The sequence below is a fragment of the Roseospira navarrensis genome (assembly GCF_009601025.1).
Taxonomy (GTDB): Bacteria; Pseudomonadota; Alphaproteobacteria; order Rhodospirillales; family Rhodospirillaceae; genus Rhodospira; species Rhodospira navarrensis.
Map to the genome: position 1 here is coordinate 43281 of NZ_WIVE01000019.1, position 18212 is coordinate 61492.

The following is an 18212-nucleotide window of genomic DNA, read 5'->3' on the forward strand; positions in this document are numbered from 1 at the left end:
CAAGAGATTGCGGCTGAAATTCAAGGCTCGAACCCTTCACTGACGGCGGGCGGACCGGCACCGGACCCAGCACGCGCCGATTGTCCTACGGTTCCTCATCAGATAGGCCGTCGCCGGCCCCGTACAAGCGGCATGGTCCCTCTGTCAGGGATGTCCCCGGCGCCCGTTCCACGTCCAGGCGGGGCAGGCCCCGAACCGGCCGCACAGGGTACCCGATCTGGGGCACGGCAGAAACCATGCCGTCGGGCGAAATCAGCGCCAGCAGACCCGGCCGCACGGCAACAGGTACGGTGGGCGGCTCGGCCCCGATCTCTCGCAGCGCGCGGGTCACATCCAGCCAGCCGTCGGCTCCCAGCGGCGCGAGAGCCCAGCCCGGATCGGGACCGTCCCCGGCGACCCTGACCAGAAGCCTCCCGTCCCAAAGCAGCGGCGGCGCCTCCGGCCCCGGCAGAGGCATCGGGTCCGGCAGGTTCCGGTCCTCCCGACACACCCGCCACGTTCCGTCCGCCCCCGGCAAAAGCCGGCAGCGCCCCAGCGTCAGGCCGCGCGGCGGCCCCGCCTCGGACAGACGCCGGCGCAGGCGCTCCAGGGGCTGCCCGCGGGGGGGCCGCTCCGAGCCCCCGACGCAGGCGAGCAGCCGACCGAGCGCGGCGCGGACCTCGCTCGGCGGCCCGTCCAGCAGCCGCGCCATGTTCACATGGGCCGCCCCCAGGCCGTCGAAGGTCACCGTCGCCGCCAGCCGGGCGTCGCGACGGCGGCGGCGCTCCTCGCGCGCTTCGGCCGCCCGGGCCGCCGACAGCACCAGCCCCGGGGCCGAGACCCCGGCTTCCGCCAGTGACGGGGCCAGATGGCGCAGCCGCACCCGCTGAAACACGGTGTCCGCGTTGCTGGGGTCCTCGATCCAGGGATGCCCCCGCGCGGCCAGGGTGGCCCGCGTCCGGCCCGCCGGCTGATCCAGCACCGGGCGCAGCACCCGCACGCAGCGACGCCACGACACCCGCGCCATGCCGGCCAGCCCGTCCGGCCCGCTGCCCTGCCCCAGGCGCTGCAGCACGGTTTCGGCCTGGTCCCCGGCGTGGTGGGCCAGCAGCAGGTCGAGCACGCCATGCGCCCGGCACCACGCCTCCATCAGGGCCAGACGGGCCATCCGCGCCGCCGCCTGCAGACCATGCGCCGGGCGCGGCCCGACCCAGCGCAGGGTGACATGATCCAGCCCCGCCCCCGCCATCCAGGCGGCCACCTGCCGGGCCTCACCGGCGGACTCCGGACGAAGGCCGTGATCCACCGTCAGGGCCGTGACCCGCCCGCCTTGGGCCGCCGCCCACGCGCCCGCCAGCAGGGCCAGCGCGAGACTGTCCGGCCCACCGCTCACCCCCACCGCCAGATGCGGCGCCGGCCCGAACGGCGCCAGCGGCGCCATCAGGGCCGCGAAGGTCTCCACCTCCAGGGGCGGCGCGTCCGCTAACACCCGTTGCGGGCCATCTGGTCGGAGACCTGGCGCTGCAGCGTTCCGGCCACGTTCGGGAAGTCCGCGCGCAGCTTCTGGAACGCCGCGCAGGCCTCGCGTTTCTTGCCCAGGGCCGACATGGACATGCCGAGCTTGAACAGGTTGTCCGGCGTCTTGGAACTGTCCGGGAACTCCTTGTACCCCTTGGCGAAGGCCACGGCCGCGGACTCATAATCCTCGCGCGCATAGTGCGTCTCGCCCAGCCAGTATTGAGCATTGCCGGCCAGGGTGTGCGTGCCGTTGGCCTCGACGAACGCCTTGAAGGCCTGTTCGGCGCGGCCGTAGTCCCGCTGCCTCAGCAGCGAGAACGCGTGGTTGTACTGCACCTCGGGCGAGCCGGGCGGCAGAATGTTGGCGGGGCTGCCCGCGAACCCGCCCGACGAGGGCCGGGAGGACGACGGCGCCGGGGTTCTCGTGTAACCCAGCACGCCTTCGTCCGGGGCCAGCGCCGAACCGCCGCCGTCGCCGGACGGCGACGGCGCGGCCTCCGCGCCGCTGCCGGACGCGCTTGACGCCGTGCCGCCGCCCTCCAGCGCCCCCAGGCGCATGTCCAACTCGCGCTCGATCAGGTCGAGGCGCTGCTGAAGCTGGCGGTTGCGGAACTGCGTTTCCTCCAGCGATCCCGTCAGATTGCGCACCAGATCCTCAAGCTGCGTGATGCGCACCTGCATGTCGGCGATCAGCGCGCGGTTGTCCTGCGCGTGGGCGGCCTGAAGGGGCAGCAAGGCCAGGGCGGTCGCCACCAACAGGCGTCCGGTCAGGACGGCGACGGCCAGCGGCCGCGCCGAGCGACGGACCGACCGCCGCGCGCAGGCAGGAAGGGAAGCGGAAGGCATGGGCACGGGCTCCTGTCCAGGCTTCAGGATCGAGGGGATCAGTCTGGCCTAGCGCACGATCCTGGCGCAATAAAGGCCGCACACGGGCGCCAACTCCCTAGCGATACCCGTTCTCCCGGAACCAGGCCACGGCGTCGGCGATGGCGTCGCGGGCCGGCCGGTGGACGTAGCCCAGGTCCCGTTCCGCCTTGGCGCTGCTGAAAAACATCCGCTTCTTGGCCATGCGCAGGCCGTCCACGGTGGCGAACGGCTCCTTGCCGGTGACCCGGGCGATGCCCTCGGCGGTCCAGGCGAAGGGCAGGATCAGGTCATGCGGCAGGCTGACCTTGGGCGGTCTGCGGCCGGTCAGCCGGGCCACCTCGGCCAGGATATCGGCCAGGGTCAGGTTCTCGCCGCCCAGGATGTAGCGCGCGCCGACCCGGCCCCGGTCGAAGCCGAGAAGATGGCCGGCCGCCACGTCGTCCACATGGGCCACGTTCAGGCCGGTCTCCACATAGGCCGGCATGCGCCCGGCGGCGGCCTCCACGATCAGGCGCCCGGTGGGCGTGGGCTTGATGTCGCGCGGCCCGATGGGCGTGGACGGGTTGACGATGACCACGGGCGCGCCCTCGACCTCGACCAGCCGACGCACCGCCTGCTCGGCGCGGAACTTGCTGCCCTTGTAGACGCCGATCATGTCGGCCTCGGTGGTCGGCGTGTCCTCGTCGGCGGATGAGCCGTCGGGATGCGGCTTCAGCACCGCCACCGAGCTGGTGTAGACCGCCCGTGAGGCGCCGGCCTCCAGCGCCGCCCGGATCACGTTCACCGACCCCTGGACGTTCGCCGCCTCCATCTCCTGCGGGTTCGGGATCCACAGCCGATAGTCCGCCGCCACGTGATAGAGCGCCGCCACCCCGCGCGCGGCGGCCTTCAGCGAGGCCGGATCGGTCAGATCACCCTCGGCGATCTCCACGTCCAGTCCGGCCAGATTGCGCCGGTCGCCCCCGGGCCGGGCGAGGCAGCGCACGGCCTCGCCCCGCGCCAGCAGCGCGCGGACGACCGCCGCGCCAACGAATCCGGTACCGCCGGTGACGAGCGTGGGCATGAAACCGCCTCATTGTTGGGGGAACGGAAGGGGCCGGACGCCTCTCCCTGCGTACCCCGCCCCCGGCCGCAGGACAAGGGCGCGCCCGCGGATGGGGCACTGTTGCGAATCAGTCGCAGACCATGGTCCACGCACAAAGGGAGGGGACCGGATTGTTGCAATGCGAGGGCGCGTCCCTATACACAAGGATCACCGATCCGACAAAGGCTTGAGGAGAGCCCCTGTGGACACACCCGCCGCCACGAAAACCCCGTCCGGCGAAATGCCGAGCGCCCTGCGCGTCATCCTGGCCAGCCCGCGCGGCTTCTGCGCCGGGGTCGAACGCGCCATCGAGATCGTGGAACGGGCGCTGGAGATCTACGGCCCGCCCGTCTACGTGCGGCATGAGATCGTGCACAACAAGCACGTGGTCGAGACCCTGCGCCGCCAGGGCGCCGTGTTCGTCGAGGAACTGCACGAGGTGCCGGACGGCGCCATGACCGTGTTCAGCGCCCACGGGGTGCCTCAGTTGGTGGTCAAGGAGGCCGAACGCCGCGCCCTGCCGGTGATCGACGCCACCTGCCCGCTGGTCTCCAAGGTCCACCGCGAGGGGCAGAACCTGGCCGCCAAGGGCCGCGAGATCATCATGATCGGCCACGAGGGCCACCCCGAAGTGGAGGGCACGCGCGGCCAGATCCCGGGCGGCGTGCATCTGGTCAGCCGCGTCGAGGACGTGGAAAAGCTGCAGGTGCGCGACCCCGAGATGGTGGGTTACGTCACCCAGACCACGCTGTCCGTGGACGACACCCGCGAGGTGATCGCCGCGCTGAAGCGCCGCTTCCCCGGCATCAAGGGCCCCGGCGCCAAGGATATCTGCTACGCCACCCAGAACCGCCAGACCGCCGTGCGCCTGCTGGCGGAGCAGGTGGACCTGCTGCTGGTGGTGGGGGCGCGCAACTCGTCCAACTCCAACCGGCTGGCCGAGATCGGCACCACCATGGGCGTGCCCAGCTATCTGATCGACGACGCCACCATGGTCCAGGACGACTGGTTCCGGGGCGTCTCGGTGGTGGGCGTCACCGCCGGAGCCTCGGCCCCGGAAAGCCTGGTGCGCGATCTGGTGGCCCGCATCGGCGAGGTGGCGCCGGCGACCACCGAAACCACATCGGGCATCGAGGAGCACATGCAGTTCAAGCTGCCGCGCGTGCTGACCGACGCCATGCGGGACCGGGGCATCGAGCCCGACGACTCCCGCGACCGCCATGACCTGCACATGGCCTGACCGCACGGGTCCAGGCTGACGACATCGAGACCAGAGAAGAGGTGAAACCGTGGGCGTCCCCCTGATCCAGCAGCTTCGCGTCGGGACCTACCTGATGAAGCAGCGCCTGCGCGGCACCAAGCGCTATCCCCTGGTCCTGATGCTGGAACCGCTGTTCCGCTGCAACCTGGCCTGCGCCGGCTGCGGCAAGATCGACTATCCGGACAGCATCCTGAACAAGCGTCTGTCGGTGGACGAGTGCGTCGCCGCCGCCGATGAATGCGGCGCGCCCATCGTCTCCATCGCCGGGGGCGAGCCCCTGCTGCATCGGCAGATGGTGCAGATCGTCGAGGAACTGACGAAACGCAAGAAGTTCGTCTACCTCTGCACCAACGCGCTGTTGCTGATGAAGCGGCTCGACGACTTCAAGCCGAGCCCGTACCTGACGTTCTCCATTCACCTGGACGGGGACCAGGAGCACCACGACGCCGCCGTCTGCCAGGACGGCGTGTTCGACAAGGCCACGGCCGCCATCCGCGAGGCGCGCCGGCGCGGCTTCCGCGTGACCTGCAACACGACCCTGTTCGAGGGCGTGGATGTGGACCGCGTGGCGAACTTCGTCAGCTTCGCCACCGACGACCTGGGCGTGGAGGGGGTGACCATCGCCCCCGGCTTCGCCTACGAGCGGGCCCCGACGCAGCAGGTGTTCCTGAACCGCCAGCGCACCAAGCAACTGTTCCGCGACCTGTTCGCGAAGGGCAAGGGCAAGGGCTGGAAGTGGAACCAGTCGAGCCTGTACCTGGACTTCCTGGCCGGCAACCAGACCTATGACTGCACCCCCTGGGGCAACCCGACCCGCAACGTGTTCGGCTGGCAGCGGCCCTGCTACCTGCTGAACGAGGGCACCGTCTCCACCTTCCGCGAACTGATGGAGGAGACGGACTGGGACAGCTACGGCACCGGCCGCTATGAGAAGTGCGCCAACTGCATGATGCATTGCGGCTACGAGGCGACGGCGGTGGCCGACACGGTCTCGAAGCCGTGGAAGGCGCTCGGTCTGGCGCTCAAGGGCATCCAGACCGACGGTCCGATGGCGCCGGAGGTGTCGTTTGAGAACCAGCGTCCCGCGCAGTGGGTGTTCGATGATCTGGTCACCCAGCAGATGAGCCGGTCCGACGCCGCCAAGGCGGCCGAGGAAGCCGCGAGGCAGTCCGGCGGCTGCGCCACACCCAGCGCCGCCAGCCACGTGAAGCGCAAGGCCGCCGAGAAAAGCGCGCAGGACGCAGCCTGATGTTTATCAGATGCAACGGACTCGTCCGTTGCATCACCTCCGCCGCTTCGCGGCGCCGGTGCGGTCGCACCGGCCGGCCGACAAAAAGTGTAGCCTTTTCGTCGGCCGGAAGACGGCGGTCATATCCCGCACCCCTCCGCCCACACAACGCATGGCCCGGTCCCACCCAGGACCGGGCCATTGATTTTTCTCGTCCTTGAACCGGGTTGGGTCGGGCCCGACCTACGCGTCCTCTGCCCGCCCGCGCCCGCTGCCGAACACGCGCAGGACCACGGGCAGCACCAGGATCAGCGAGACGATCCGGAACACGTGGTGCGTGGCGACGTACGTGGGGTCGTAGCCCAGCGACAGCGCCATGGCCGCCATGGCCTCCACCCCGCCCGGGGCGTAGGCCACCCAGACCTGTCCGAACGGCATCGCCAGACCCCAGGCCACCAGCAGCGCCAGCGACGCCGAGATCGTGAGCGCGAGGCTGATGGTCAGCAGCGCGGCCAGCGCCAGCCGGGCCAGTTCCCGCAGCTCCAGCGCCCGGAACCGTGTACCGATGACGGCGCCCGTCACCGTGAATCCGGCCATCAGGAACGCGGGCGGAAACTGCCCGGCCACCACGCCGAGCCCATGCAGCCCACCACTGATGGCGATGCCCGCCAGCAGGAAGGCCGCCGGGGCCTTCAGCCGGTCCAGCCCCCAGCCGCCCGCCAGGGCGGCCGCCAGCATCAGGATGGCCACCGGATAGGCCATCACGGTCGGATGATGGCTGCCCCAGACCGCACCGCCGGCCCCGCCCAACAGCCCGAGGATGGACGGCAGCACCAGAGTCATGGCCAGCAGGCGCAGGCTCTGCAGCACCATGACCGCCCGCGCGTCGCCCACACCGGCGCTGGAGATCGCCAGGGCATAGGACAACGCCCCGGGCGAGGTGGCCAGAATGGCGGTGTCGCGGCTCTGGCCGAATCCCCGCTCCAGGATGCGCCCCGACAGCACCATGGTCAGGACGATGACCGCGCACAGCACCGCCAAGCTGACCGGCCAGCGCGCCGCGTCGCTCAGGAAATCGGGCGTGACCCCGGTGCCAAGCGAACAGCCGATGACGGCGAAGGCCCCGTTGCGCAGCGCCACCGGCATCCGCACCGGCAGCCGCGCCAGCGCGGCCAGGGTCACCGCCACCGTGCTGCCCAGCAGAGCGGGCGCGGGCATCCCCGCCCAGACGGCGGCGCCGGCCCCACCGGCCGCCACCGTCAGGGTCAGGAGCACCCGCGCCGCCGCCGCCTTATCCATCGGTGGCAACACGGCTCCTCTGGCGACGGGCGAGCCACACCGGCACCGCCACGATCAGCACGGCCAGGCCATACAGCACGATGCTGTTGCCGCTGGAGACCAGGATGGACCAGTCGCCCCCGGAGATGGACAGCGCCCGGCGCAGGTTGTCCTCGAACAGCCCGCCCAGCACGAAGCCCAGGATCACCGGGGCCAGGGCGAAGTCCAGCTTGCGCAGGACCCAGCCGAAGAGGCCCAGGGCAATGATCATGTACAGGTCGAACGGGTTGCCGACGACCGAGTACACCCCGATGAACGCCAGCACCGCGATCAGGGGGGTCAGGTACTTCTGCGGGATCGTCAGCATGCGCGCGAACAGCCCGGCCATCGGCAGGTTGATGACCAGCAGGGCCACGTTGCCGATGTACATGGAGGCAATCAGGCCCCAAGCGATCTCGGGCCGCATCTCGAACATCAGCGGCCCCGGCTGCACGTTGAACAGCAGCAACGCGCCCAGCAGGATCGCCGTGGTGCCGGACCCGGGAATGCCCAGGGTCAGCATCGGCACCATCGCCCCGCCGGCGGCGCCGTTGTTGCCGGCCTCCGGCGCGGCCAGGCCGCGAATGTTGCCTTGCCCGAACGTGCGCCCGCCGTCCGGGTCGAGCCGCTTTTCCGTGCCGTAGGTGACGGCCGAGGCCACCGACGCGCCCGTCCCCGGCAGCACGCCGATGAAGAAGCCGATCAGCGACGACCGCAGGATCGTCCACTTGACGGTCATGATGTCGCGCCAGGAGACGAAGCTCTTGCCGATCGGCAGCAGCTTGAGCTTTCCGCTGACCTGGACCTCGACCATGTGGATCAGCTCCGCCATGCCGAACAGCCCGATGACCACGATCAGGAAGTCGATCCCGGCCAGGATGTCCGGAATGCCGAAGGTGTAGCGGGCCACGCCCGTGTTGGCGTCGATGCCGATGGTCGCCAGCATCAGCCCCATCAGCGCGCCCAACAGGGTTTTGATCGGGTTCTTGCCCACCAGCGAGGCGAGGCTGGCGAACGCGAACACCATCAGCGCCACATAGTCGGCCGGGCTGAAGGTGACGGCGAAGCTGGCCAGCAGCGGCCCGAACAGGCTCATCAGGATGACCGCGATGGTGCCGCCGCAGAACGAGGCGACGGCGGACAGCGACAGCGCCCGACCCGCCTCACCCTTGCGCGCCAGCGGATTGCCGTCGAGGGTGGTCATCACCGCGCCCGCGTCGCCCGGCACGTTGAGCAGGATCGACGAGATGCGGCCGCCGTACTCGGCGCCGTAGTAGATGCCGGCCAGCAGAATGAGCGCGGATTCGGGCGGCAGACCCAGGCCATAGGCGATGGGCAGCAGGATCGCGACCCCGTTGATGGGGCCGATGCCCGGCAGCGACCCGATCAGGGTGCCCGCGAAACACCCGACCAGCACAAGGAACAGGTTCAGGGGCAGCAGGGCGACCGCGAAGCCGCTGCTCAGCCCGGATATGACGTCCATGGTGCCCCCCCTATGCCCAGTCGCCGAGCACGCCGCCGGGCAGGTTCAGGTCCAGCAGCCACGCCCCGATCAGGTACCCCGCCACGCCGGACACGACTCCGAAGGCGATGGCCCGCCCCGCACTGCCCCCGAGCATGAAGGCCATGGCGGCGCTATAGATGATCGTGGACACGATGAAGCCCAGCGGCTCATAGGCCCAGGCGTAGGCGGCCAGCAGACCGATGGTCACGACCAGCCGTATCCCGGTGCCGCCGGTCATGGTCATGACCGACACATCCGGCTTGAGCAGCACGTACAGCCCGCACAGGGCGGCGGCCACGGTCAGGATCTGGGGCCAGGTCTCCGGCCCCAACGGGTCGTACTGAAACGGGGCCTTGATGACCGCGAAGGCCATGATGCCGTAGCCCAGCACCACGGCCAGGACGACGGCGGCGAAAATCCGGTCGGCCATGCGAGACTCCGGACAGAAGGCGGACCCGACACCGTCCCGGTCCGGAGTCCGACGGACTCCAGGCCGGGCGGTGCGTGGTCACGATCAAGGATGAAGAGACCGCGGCGCGACCTACTCGATCAGGCCCGCCTCGCGTGCGACGTCTCGCAGGTTGGCGATGCGCTTCTTGACCGACGCATCCAGTTCGTCACCGGCCATATTCAGCGGCATGAGACCCTTTTCCTTCTGGATCTGGGCGAACGCCTCGGTCTCGTAGGCCGCCTTGAAGGCATCGGCCCAGGCGTTGTAGGCCTCGTCGGAGACATCCTTGCCCATGTAGAAGCCGCGCAGGATGGTCCACTCCGCGTCGTAGCCCAGCTCGATGGCCGTGGGGTACTCGGCGAACGGCTCCGGCAGGCGCTCCGGCGACATCAACGCCAGGATGCGCATCTGGCCCGCGCCCAGGTGCGGCACCATCTCGCCGACGTCGCCCATGTACGCCTGGATGCTGCCGCCCAGCAGACCGGCGATGGCGTCGCCGCCGCCATCAAAGGCCACGTAGCGCATGGCCCGGGGCTCCTCGCCGATGGACTTCAGCAGCAGCGCGGCCTTCATCCAGTCCTGCGAGCCGACGGAGCCGCCGGCCCCGACCACGACGCCCTTCACGTCCTCCTTGAAGGCGTCCATCAGGTCGTCAAGCGTCTGGTACGGGCTGTCCTCGCGCACAACGACGGCCCCGAAGTCCGCCCCGGCGGTGCCCACGAAGCGCACGTCGTCCTCGGTCCACTTGCCGAATTTGCCGGTCGCGATGTTGAGCAGCGAGCCGGACGAGAACGCGACGATGGCATTGGGATCATCGGTCCGGGTGGTCGCGAACAGGTTGATCGCCACGGCCCCGATGCCGCCCGGCATGAACGTCACCTGCATGGGGTCGTCCAGTTGCGGGGCGAGGCCCTGCTGCGCAATGCGGCAGGTCAGGTCGAATCCGCCGCCCGGCTTTGCCGGAGCCACGCACTCGGGTTTTTCGATCTGCGCCAGGGCCGGACCGGACATCAGAGTGGCCGCAAGGGCGATGGCGGCCACCTTCAAGGGCGATTTCATGGACTCCTCCCGAAACGTTCTTGTGACGTTGAACCTGCGGCGGCGGCCCGAACCCATCCAGACCGATCCGCCGCCGGGGAAGGATGCGCCCAAATCGCACCGCCGTGCAATGTCATGTCGGCGCAATACAGGCCCGCATCGTGGAAATTCCGGCCGCGCGCACCCGCGTTCATCGCGCGGCCGCGCGCTCTCTACTGAGTCGCGTCGCCCTCCTCGGTGGCGCGGCGGGCGGCGATCTTGTCGGCGACGTACTGCTGGAAGTGCGTGTCGCCCTCATAGCCCTTCTGCTTCACCCACTCGAACGCTGCGGTGAAGGTGCCCTTCTCGAACGCGCCATGCATGTTGAACACGGCGGCGTCCTTGCCGGTCATCCCCTCGGCGTCGGCCGGGTCCTCGGGCAGGAACACGAACGTCGGCGTGAACAGCACACCCCAGCGCCGCGCGAGCTGCTTCTCGGGCATTTCCTCGCCGTCCAGGTCGGTGACGAGACGCTCACCGAATAGGTTCAACTGCACGACATTGAAGTTCTCGCGCACATATGTGTTGATCGCCGGGTCCCCCAGGATCTCCACATTGACCTTCTTGCAGTAGAGGCAGCCGCGCTGCTCGAACACCACGACCAGACGCTTGCCGTCGGCCTGGCTGTCGGCGAGGTCCTCGCCCAGGTCCAGGAACGACTGCAGAAAGAAGTCGTGATGATACAGGCCGTCGTCGCCCAGCGTGGGCGCGATCATCTCGCCCTCGGCGGCCAGGGCCGGCCCGGTGGTGGCCACGGTCGCGGCGGTTCCGGCCCCCAGAGCCGCCGCGCCGCCGATGGCCACAGTAGCGGCCAGGCGGCGCAGGCCTTTCATGCTCAGATCAAACGTTCCCATGGGGTGTTCCTCCCTGTTGGACGAAGTCGATTCTTGTGTTTGGAGTCGGGATCATGGGCCCACGTCGTCAGGAGCCCCCCTCCCGCTGCGCCGCGCCGTCCTCGGCGGGCGGCAGTTTCTTGAGCAGTTCGGACAGTTGGAACCAGAAGAACTCGTCCCCGGCGTAGCCGGTGATCCGGCCCACCTCCTGCCCGGATTCGACGAGCACGAATGTCGGCGTGAACGAAACGGAGCGGATGCCGCGCAGATCCGCCGGCCAATCCTGGTGCAGGTTCACCCGACGCAGGGGGGCTAGCGCCGATTCGGCCGTCTTCGGATAGATGGGGCCCAGGTCCGCATGCCACTGCTCGCAGTAATGACACGTCGGCGATTCGAACATGACCAGCTCCGCCGCCGCACCGGCCCGGATCGCACCGACCCAGGACAGGGCCATGACCCCCAGCACCATCATGGCGGTCCAAAGCGACTTGGACGGACGAATATGCAGGGTCATCACACCGCTCCGAGCCTCTGGGACTGCCGGTCCGGACGGACCGCAAAATGGCGGGATCTTGCCCGAACCCTGGCCGGGTCCGGCCGCGGAACGGCCTCGCCGCACGCGGGACAACGGAATACTGTAGCGCCAAACTGGGCCTTGCCAATCACGGAACATTCCGTCATGCTTGAATTATAAAAAGCTAATGCGCTAGGGTCCAGCAAACGTTGGACCCGAACGGAGTTGAACCGCTTCGGGGCTTCTTCCGGATCACGAACGGCGTGAGACCGGCAGAGGTCCGCAAGACCAGGATGCCGCCGCCCCCGGATCCCCGAGGGCGGACCAACAACAACACAAGGCATCCGGACACAGGGAGGGACAGGCCCGCCACCCCGCTGCTCCAGGCGACCGGACCCAACCGGCCCGGGCAGGCGCGGGCATTGCTCCCCGAGACATGCGTCCCTCCCTCCGGTGGGACCGCCCCAGGCGTCGGACCGGAAGCCGGTCGCGCCCCAGATCGTCGCGCCGCGCGGGTGCGCGGTCGCGGGACTCATCGGCCCGCCCGGCCCCGTGTGGGCGATCCTCGCCGGTCCGAACGGAAACAAAACGTCACAGGGAGGACCTGGGGGAATGCAGATCAAGACCATGCGGGCGGGACCGGCCGCCGCCCTGTTCGGCGCCGCCGCCCTGGTGGCCGCCGCCGCGACCACCGGCCCCGCCACCGCCGGCGACAGCGCGCCCGAATATACCGTCGTGGACGGCTACACCATCCCGGAGCCTCTCACCGAGACCCCGGGAGACCCGGTCATGGGCCGCAAGTGGGTCATCAATCGCAAGCTCGGCAACTGCCTGAGCTGCCACCAGATGCCCATTCCCGAGGAACAGTTCCACGGCGAGACCGGGCCGGCGCTGTACGGGGTCGGCGACCTGTACGACGCGGGTGAACTGCGCCTGCGCATGGTGGACCCGAAGGTCCTCAACCCCTATTCGATGATGCCGGCCTTCTACAAGACCGAGGGCCTGCACCGCGTCCGGACGGGCTTCGAGGGCAAGACCATCCTGAACGCGCAGCAGGTCGAGGACATCATCGCCTATCTGATGACCCTCAAGGACACCAGCGGCGCCCGCGCCGCCGCCGACAACTGATCGCGGCCCGGGCGGCCGATGTCAGCCGGCCCCGGGCCCCCCAACAACCGGAAAGGAGACGACACGCATGCAAGGACCCCATGAAACGGACGGCTTCAGCCGCCGCACCGTCCTGTTCAGCATCGGCGGCGGTGCCGCCGTGATGACCGGGATGACCCTGTTCCCCGCCCTCGCCATCGCCGACGAGGGGGCCGTCAACGACGCCATCAAGAGCATGGTCGGCGAGGTCCCCGCCGAGGGCGGCGTGTCCCTCGATCTGCCGGAGATCGCCGAGAACGGCAACACCGTGCCGCTGAGCTTCGAGATCGACGCGCCCATGGGCGACGACGTGCATGTGACCGACGTCATGATCCTGGCCGACGGCAACCCGTCGCCCGATGTGGCCGTGTTCCACTTCACGCCCATGAGCGGCAAAGCCGCCGGCTCGACCCGCCTGCGCCTGGCCGGCACACAGAACGTGATCGCGGTCGCCCAGCTCAGCGACGGCTCGGCCATGATGGGCAAGAAGCAGGTCAAGGTCACCATCGGCGGCTGCGGCGGCTGATCCGGCCGCGCCCCGACCCGACCCGGGACCCCCGTAAACGCCCCCCGTAACCGCGCAGCATCAGGAGACACCACCGATGGCGACCATCCGCCCCCGCGTCAAGGCCCCGAGGAAGGCGGCCCCTGGAGACGTTGTCGAGATCAAGACCCTCATCAACCACGGCATGGAAAGCGGTCAGCGCAAGGACAAGGACGGCAATCCGATCCCGCGCCAGATCATCAACAAGTTCGTGGCCGAGTTCAACGGCACCGAGTTCTTCTCGGTGGACCTGGCTCCCGCCATTTCCGCCAACCCGTACCTGTCGTTCTACGCCAAGGTCCAGGAAAGCGGCGAGTTCACCTTCCGTTGGCATGACGACGACGGTTCGGTCTACGAGGACAGCAAGTCCATTGAGGTGGCGTGATCCCACCAGGGGCGGCGCATTCCATGGCGGCGGGCGCTCCGGTCGGCTCCGACCGTGACCGGCCCGCTCGGTTGACCGGCCGTGTCCGGCACCACATCGCGCCAGGACCGGCGCCGCCCGGGCGGGACCCGACCGACACCCGCACACCAAAAAGGCCGCAAAAAACAAGGCCGCAATGAACAGGAACGGGGGAGGACCCATGACCAACACGTTCAGGACGCCCGGTGCATCCGCCCTGGCCGCGGTCGCGGGCGCGGTGATGCTCGCCGCGACACCGGCCCTTGCCGCCGACGGTGACAGCACCCGCATCGACTGGGGCCCCTACAAGGTGGGCGACGTGCGCTCCGGTTACACCTTCGCCGGGGCCCAGACGCGCGCCATGCAGGACGACGAGTTCCAGAACCCCGCCTTCCTGTGGCTGGAACGCGGCATGGACATCTGGGAAACGCCGGCCGGCCAGGCTGGCAAGGCCTGTACCGACTGCCACGGCGACGCCGAAGAGAGCATGGCGGGCGTGGCCGCGCGCTACCCGATCTATTTCGAGGATTGGGACAAGCTCATGAACATCGAGCAGCGCATCAACTGGTGCCGCGAAAATCAGATGCAGGCCGAGCCGTTCAAGTGGGAAACGGACGAAATGCTGGGCATCACCGCCTTCGTCAAGCACCAGTCCAAGGGCATGCCGGTCGATGTGTCCATCGAAGGCCCCGCGCATGAATTCTGGGAAAAGGGCAAGGCGTTCTACGAGACCCGGCGGGGCCAGCTCGACCTCGCCTGCACCCACTGCCACGTGGACAACGAGGGCAACCTGATCCGCGCCGAGACCCTCAGCCAGGGCCAGGCCAACGGCTTCCCCACCTATCGCCTGAAGTGGCAGACCGTCGGCTCGCTGCATCGCCGCTTCCGCGGCTGCAACAAGAACATCCGGGCGGAGCCCTACGGCTACGGCTCGGACGAGTACACCAACCTGGAACTGTACGTGACCTGGCGCGGCAACGGCCTGCCGGTCGAATCTCCGTCGGTCCGCAAGTAGCGGCCCTGTCAGGGACGGCGCGGGGCGCGGACCATCCGCGCGCCGCCCCACCCTTCCGCCTCTCTGCCTTGAGGCCCTCCGAAGACCGGGACGACCAAGCCGCCGGCCCGATCCCGGGCGGACCCGGCGGGGTGCGACCCCACCAGAGCCTTCATCACGAAAGAGATACGGTCATGTTCACGCGGCGAGATTTCATGCGGACGGCGGCCGCCACGGCCATCCTGATGGGCGGCCCCATGGGCCTGCGGCGGGCGGCCGCACAGCAGACGCTGACCCAGGACGACCTGTTGCGGTTCGATCCCCTGGGCCAGGTCACGCTTCTGCATGTCACCGACGTGCATGCCCAGTTGATGCCGATCTACTTCCGCGAGCCGTCCGTGAACCTGGGCGTGGGCGAGGTCGAGGGCAAGCCGCCGCACATCACCGGCGCGGACTTCCTGGCGCGGTTCGACATCCCGAAGGACTCGCCGGAGTGCTACGCCCTGACCAACGTGGACTTCACCGCGTTGGCCCGCACCTATGGCCGCGTGGGCGGCCTGGACCGGCTCGCCACCCTGGTCAACGCCATCCGCGCCGAGCGTCCGGGCAACACCCTGTTCCTGGACGGCGGCGACACCTGGCAGGGGTCCTATACGTCGTTGCAGACCAACGGCGCGGACATGGTCAAGGCGTTCAACGCACTCAAGACCGACGCCATGACGGCCCACTGGGAGTTCACCTACGGCCAGGACCGGGTGATGGAGATCCTGGACGGCGAACTGGACTTCCCCTTCCTGTGCGGCAACGTGCTGGACACCATGTGGGAGGAGCCGGTCTTCGAGTCCACGCGGATGTTCGAGCGCGGCGGCGTGCAGGTGGCCGTGATCGGTCAGGCGTTCCCCTATACGCCCATCGCCAACCCGTCCCACCTGATCCCGGAGTGGTCCTTCGGGATCCGGCCGGACACGGTGCAAGAGCACGTGGACAATGCCCGCGCCAACGGCGCCGAGGTGGTGGTGCTGCTGTCCCACAACGGGTTCGACGTGGACCGCAAGCTCGCCTCGCTGGTGGACGGGATCGACGTCATCCTGACCGGCCACACCCACGACGCGCTGCCGCGCGAAGTCAAGGTCGGCAAGACGCTGCTCATCGCCTCCGGCTCGCACGGCAAGTTCCTGTCGCGCCTGGACCTTGAGGTGAAGGGCGGCGCGGTGACCGACTACCGCTACCGCCTGATCCCCGTGTTCTCCGACGTCATCACACCGGACCCGGACATGGCCAAGGTGATCGCCGACCTGCGCGCGCCCTACGAGGCCGAGTGCACCCGGGTGCTGGGACAGACCGACGATCTGCTGTACCGGCGCGGCAACTTCAACGGCAGCTTCGACGATCTGATCTGTCAGGCCCTGCTGGCCGAGCGGGACGCCGAGATTGCGCTGTCCCCGGGCTTCCGCTGGGGCGCCACTCTGCTGCCGGGTCAGGACATCACGGTGGACGACGTCTATTCCATGACCTCGATCACCTATCCCAACGCCTATCGCCAGACCATGTCCGGCGAGATGCTGAAGACCATCATGGAAGACGTGGCCGACAACATCTTCAACGAGGACCCGTTCTACCAGCAGGGCGGCGACATGGTCCGCGTGGGCGGGATGGGCTACGCCATCGACATCCACAAGCCGATGGGCCAGCGCATCTCGGACATGACGCTGCTCTCGACCGGCGAGCCCATCGATCCGACCCGCGACTACGTGGTGGCCGGCTGGGCCTCGGTCAACGAGGGCACGGAAGGGCCGCCGATCTACGACGTGGTGTCCAACTACATCGAGAAACAGGGCACGGTCTCGGTGCCCGAAAACAGCTCCATCAAGATCAAGGCTTGAGTGGTTTGATCGGGTCCTGTCCTGACTCGTCAGGACGGGACCGCATCACGGCGTCGCCGCGCCGACCCAGGGGAGTCGTGACCGGCGCGAGTCAATACCCCTGGCGAACCAGGGGCGATACCCGCAAAGCGGACCCGGACCAGGACCCGGGCATCAGGGAGGGAGCCGACACCCATGGACGGACTGAACGTCACCTATATCGGGGCGCTGACCGCCGGCGTGCTCAGCTTCCTGTCGCCGTGCATCCTGCCCATCGTGCCGCCCTACCTGTGCTTCATCGGGGGCGTCAGCCTGGACGACCTGGAGGGCGAGTCCGACACCGTGCGCGCCGCCCGCGTGCGGGTCATCAGCGCGGCCGTCGCCTTCGTGCTGGGCTTCGGGACCGTGTTCGTGCTGCTGGGCGCGGGCGCGGCCATGGCCGGCAACTTCATCACCGAGAACGCCCATATCCTCGGCCCCATCGCGGGCGGGATCATCGTGATCCTCGGGCTGCACTTCCTGGGCGTGTTCCGCATCGGCCTGCTGTACCGCGAGGCCCGCTTTCACGTGCAGAGCAAGCCGGTGGGGCTGATCGGGGCCTATGTGGTCGGATTGGCCTTCGCGTTCGGCTGGACGCCCTGCGTCGGCCCCATCCTGGCGGCCATCCTGTTCGTGGCCGGCTCGGACCCGAACCCGCTGGTGGGGGCCTCTCTGCTCGGCACCTACGCCATCGGCATCGGCGTGCCGTTCATTCTGGCCGCGTTCGCGCTGGGCGCCTTCCTGCGCTTCAAGAACCGCTTCCGCCGCTACATGGGCGCGGTGGAGAAGGTCATCGGCGGGCTGCTAGTGCTGACCGGCATCCTCATCATGACCGGCGGGATGGCCGAAATCGCCTTCTGGATGATCGAGGCGTTCCCCAGCCTGGGCAAGATCGGCTGATCCGCGCAGTCCGGACCGAGGTTGGCCGGGATCACAGCATCCGCTTGCGCAGCACGACCCGCATGGCGTCCACGGCCCGGGGCGTGGCCAGGATGGTTTCCACCGGCGTGCCCTCCGCCTCCAGGCGCTCACCCAGCGGCGTGAAAGCGAATTCCAGCGTCTCCATGTGGAAGCGGGCCGTCGTCCAGCCGATGGCCGCGCAGCCCTCGGTGAAGGCGGTAAAGGCGTGCTCGTTGAAGGCCCGCACGCTGGCCGGGTCCGCCCAGGCCCCGTGCGACAGGTCATAGGGCACCAGGATGTCCATCGCCCCGTCCTCGGCCAGCAGCTCCAGGCAGGCGGTCATGAAGGCCGTCAGGTCCCGCACCCGCGAGAGCACCCATGGCGCAAGAATCCGGCCGAACGCGGCCGGCCCCATCACCACGGAGCCGAACCGCTCGGTCTCCACAGTGCCGCCGACGAAATCCGCATCGCAGGGGTCCGCGATCACGTCCGGCGGCGCCAGCCCCACGGGACCGTGAGCGCCGGGCAGATCCAGATTGATCGCCTCCTCGACCGGGTCCCGACCCCCGTTCAGGTTCAGCACCGTGGGCGTACCGGCGGGCGCCGTCGCGACCCGACGTGGCGGCGCGGCCGCCGAAACCGCAGCGGCCGCCGGGCCGGGCGCCGGCGCGCGCCGCGCGGGACGGGGCCG

The 18212-nt window shown here is 69.1% G+C and carries 18 protein-coding genes; 8 read left to right on the top strand and 10 right to left on the bottom strand.

From position 1 onward, the window contains the following. Positions 1-85 precede the first annotated feature (85 nt). The 3 genes from tilS to hpnA all read right to left on the bottom strand — a co-directional run bounded on the left by tilS (position 86) and on the right by hpnA (position 3427). Positions 86-1468 (bottom strand): tRNA lysidine(34) synthetase TilS, encoded by a 1383-nt coding sequence (gene tilS, locus GHC57_RS07980; RefSeq protein ID WP_153342971.1) that lies wholly within the window; start codon positions 1466-1468, stop codon positions 86-88. Further along, positions 1462-2343: a tol-pal system protein YbgF gene (gene ybgF / locus GHC57_RS07985; protein ID WP_153342973.1), complete on the bottom strand. Its 882-nt coding sequence runs from the start codon at positions 2341-2343 to the stop codon at positions 1462-1464. The genes tilS and ybgF overlap by 7 nt, the downstream gene beginning before the upstream one ends. A gap of 97 nt (positions 2344-2440) precedes the next feature. Next, on the bottom strand, positions 2441-3427 hold the full coding sequence (gene hpnA / locus GHC57_RS07990) for a hopanoid-associated sugar epimerase (RefSeq protein WP_153342975.1): 987 nt from the start codon (positions 3425-3427) through the stop codon (positions 2441-2443). 262 nt (positions 3428-3689) lie between these two features. Between hpnA and ispH the strand changes: the two genes are divergently transcribed. Together ispH and hpnH are read left to right on the top strand one after the other, a co-directional pair. After that, complete coding sequence (ispH, locus tag GHC57_RS07995; protein WP_153342998.1) at positions 3690-4688, top strand: 4-hydroxy-3-methylbut-2-enyl diphosphate reductase; 999 nt, start codon at positions 3690-3692, stop codon at positions 4686-4688. A 49-nt stretch (positions 4689-4737) separates the two neighbouring features. Continuing rightward, on the top strand, positions 4738-5958 hold the full coding sequence (gene hpnH / locus GHC57_RS08000; protein ID WP_170294757.1) for an adenosyl-hopene transferase HpnH: 1221 nt from the start codon (positions 4738-4740) through the stop codon (positions 5956-5958). Between the two features lie 222 nt (positions 5959-6180). Here the strand turns inward: hpnH and GHC57_RS08005 are convergent, their stop codons facing one another. The 6 genes from GHC57_RS08005 to GHC57_RS08030 all read right to left on the bottom strand — a co-directional run bounded on the left by GHC57_RS08005 (position 6181) and on the right by GHC57_RS08030 (position 11633). Further along, positions 6181-7236, bottom strand: a complete 1056-nt coding sequence (locus GHC57_RS08005) for an AbrB family transcriptional regulator (protein WP_246152208.1) — start codon at positions 7234-7236, stop codon at positions 6181-6183. Next, positions 7229-8737, bottom strand: a complete 1509-nt coding sequence (locus GHC57_RS08010) for a tripartite tricarboxylate transporter permease (protein WP_153342979.1) — start codon at positions 8735-8737, stop codon at positions 7229-7231. Before GHC57_RS08010 ends, GHC57_RS08005 begins: the two co-directional genes overlap by 8 nt. Positions 8738-8747: 10 nt before the next feature. After that, positions 8748-9188, bottom strand: coding sequence for a tripartite tricarboxylate transporter TctB family protein (locus GHC57_RS08015; protein WP_153342981.1), 441 nt, complete (start codon positions 9186-9188; stop codon positions 8748-8750). A gap of 111 nt (positions 9189-9299) precedes the next feature. Beyond that, the gene (locus tag GHC57_RS08020; RefSeq protein WP_153342983.1) at positions 9300-10268 is read right to left on the bottom strand and encodes a Bug family tripartite tricarboxylate transporter substrate binding protein; all 969 of its coding nucleotides are present in this window, start codon (positions 10266-10268) and stop codon (positions 9300-9302) included. Positions 10269-10459: 191 nt separating this feature from the next. Further along, positions 10460-11140, bottom strand: a complete 681-nt coding sequence (locus tag GHC57_RS08025) for a SoxW family protein (RefSeq protein WP_211369147.1) — start codon at positions 11138-11140, stop codon at positions 10460-10462. Between the two features lie 67 nt (positions 11141-11207). Beyond that, positions 11208-11633, bottom strand: coding sequence for a thioredoxin family protein (locus tag GHC57_RS08030; RefSeq protein ID WP_246152203.1), 426 nt, complete (start codon positions 11631-11633; stop codon positions 11208-11210). A gap of 612 nt (positions 11634-12245) precedes the next feature. Between GHC57_RS08030 and soxX the strand changes: the two genes are divergently transcribed. The 6 genes from soxX (at position 12246) to GHC57_RS08060 (ending at position 17521) form a co-directional block, all read left to right on the top strand. Next, complete coding sequence (gene soxX / locus GHC57_RS08035) at positions 12246-12761, top strand: sulfur oxidation c-type cytochrome SoxX (RefSeq protein ID WP_246152204.1); 516 nt, start codon at positions 12246-12248, stop codon at positions 12759-12761. Positions 12762-12828: 67 nt separating this feature from the next. After that, positions 12829-13305 carry a thiosulfate oxidation carrier protein SoxY gene (gene soxY, locus GHC57_RS08040; RefSeq protein WP_153342985.1) on the top strand — a complete coding sequence of 159 codons (477 nt, stop codon included), beginning with the start codon at positions 12829-12831 and terminating at the stop codon, positions 13303-13305. A gap of 76 nt (positions 13306-13381) precedes the next feature. Next, positions 13382-13708: a thiosulfate oxidation carrier complex protein SoxZ gene (soxZ, locus tag GHC57_RS08045; protein WP_153342987.1), complete on the top strand. Its 327-nt coding sequence runs from the start codon at positions 13382-13384 to the stop codon at positions 13706-13708. Positions 13709-13907: 199 nt separating this feature from the next. After that, positions 13908-14741, top strand: a complete 834-nt coding sequence (gene soxA, locus GHC57_RS08050; RefSeq protein WP_246152205.1) for a sulfur oxidation c-type cytochrome SoxA — start codon at positions 13908-13910, stop codon at positions 14739-14741. A 173-nt stretch (positions 14742-14914) separates the two neighbouring features. Then, positions 14915-16603 (top strand): thiosulfohydrolase SoxB, encoded by a 1689-nt coding sequence (gene soxB, locus GHC57_RS08055; RefSeq protein ID WP_153342989.1) that lies wholly within the window; start codon positions 14915-14917, stop codon positions 16601-16603. Positions 16604-16777: 174 nt separating this feature from the next. Beyond that, a complete protein-coding gene (locus tag GHC57_RS08060) occupies positions 16778-17521 on the top strand; it encodes a cytochrome c biogenesis CcdA family protein (RefSeq protein ID WP_153342992.1) in 744 nt (247 codons plus the stop codon). Positions 17522-17552: 31 nt separating this feature from the next. Here GHC57_RS08060 and GHC57_RS19315 read toward each other — a convergent pair. Further along, the coding region (locus GHC57_RS19315; protein ID WP_211369148.1) for a hypothetical protein at positions 17553-18212 on the bottom strand (660 nt) is incomplete at its 5' end.

What these genes read in the sequence shown, in the direction of transcription:
- hpnA (WP_153342975.1), bottom strand. Translation starts at nt 3,427, where the DNA reads ATGCCCACGCTCGTCACCGGCGGTACCGGATTCGTTGGCGCGGCGGTC.
- GHC57_RS08005 (WP_246152208.1), bottom strand. Translation starts at nt 7,236, where the DNA reads ATGGATAAGGCGGCGGCGGCGCGGGTGCTCCTGACCCTGACGGTGGCG.
- GHC57_RS08060 (WP_153342992.1), top strand. Translation starts at nt 16,778, where the DNA reads ATGGACGGACTGAACGTCACCTATATCGGGGCGCTGACCGCCGGCGTG.
- soxB (WP_153342989.1), top strand. Translation starts at nt 14,915, where the DNA reads ATGTTCACGCGGCGAGATTTCATGCGGACGGCGGCCGCCACGGCCATC.
- GHC57_RS08030 (WP_246152203.1), bottom strand. Translation starts at nt 11,633, where the DNA reads ATGACCCTGCATATTCGTCCGTCCAAGTCGCTTTGGACCGCCATGATG.
- GHC57_RS08025 (WP_211369147.1), bottom strand. Translation starts at nt 11,140, where the DNA reads ATGGGAACGTTTGATCTGAGCATGAAAGGCCTGCGCCGCCTGGCCGCT.
- ybgF (WP_153342973.1), bottom strand. Translation starts at nt 2,343, where the DNA reads ATGCCTTCCGCTTCCCTTCCTGCCTGCGCGCGGCGGTCGGTCCGTCGC.
- GHC57_RS08010 (WP_153342979.1), bottom strand. Translation starts at nt 8,737, where the DNA reads ATGGACGTCATATCCGGGCTGAGCAGCGGCTTCGCGGTCGCCCTGCTG.
- soxY (WP_153342985.1), top strand. Translation starts at nt 12,829, where the DNA reads ATGCAAGGACCCCATGAAACGGACGGCTTCAGCCGCCGCACCGTCCTG.
- GHC57_RS08020 (WP_153342983.1), bottom strand. Translation starts at nt 10,268, where the DNA reads ATGAAATCGCCCTTGAAGGTGGCCGCCATCGCCCTTGCGGCCACTCTG.
- soxX (WP_246152204.1), top strand. Translation starts at nt 12,246, where the DNA reads ATGCAGATCAAGACCATGCGGGCGGGACCGGCCGCCGCCCTGTTCGGC.
- soxZ (WP_153342987.1), top strand. Translation starts at nt 13,382, where the DNA reads ATGGCGACCATCCGCCCCCGCGTCAAGGCCCCGAGGAAGGCGGCCCCT.
- soxA (WP_246152205.1), top strand. Translation starts at nt 13,908, where the DNA reads ATGACCAACACGTTCAGGACGCCCGGTGCATCCGCCCTGGCCGCGGTC.
- ispH (WP_153342998.1), top strand. Translation starts at nt 3,690, where the DNA reads ATGCCGAGCGCCCTGCGCGTCATCCTGGCCAGCCCGCGCGGCTTCTGC.
- GHC57_RS08015 (WP_153342981.1), bottom strand. Translation starts at nt 9,188, where the DNA reads ATGGCCGACCGGATTTTCGCCGCCGTCGTCCTGGCCGTGGTGCTGGGC.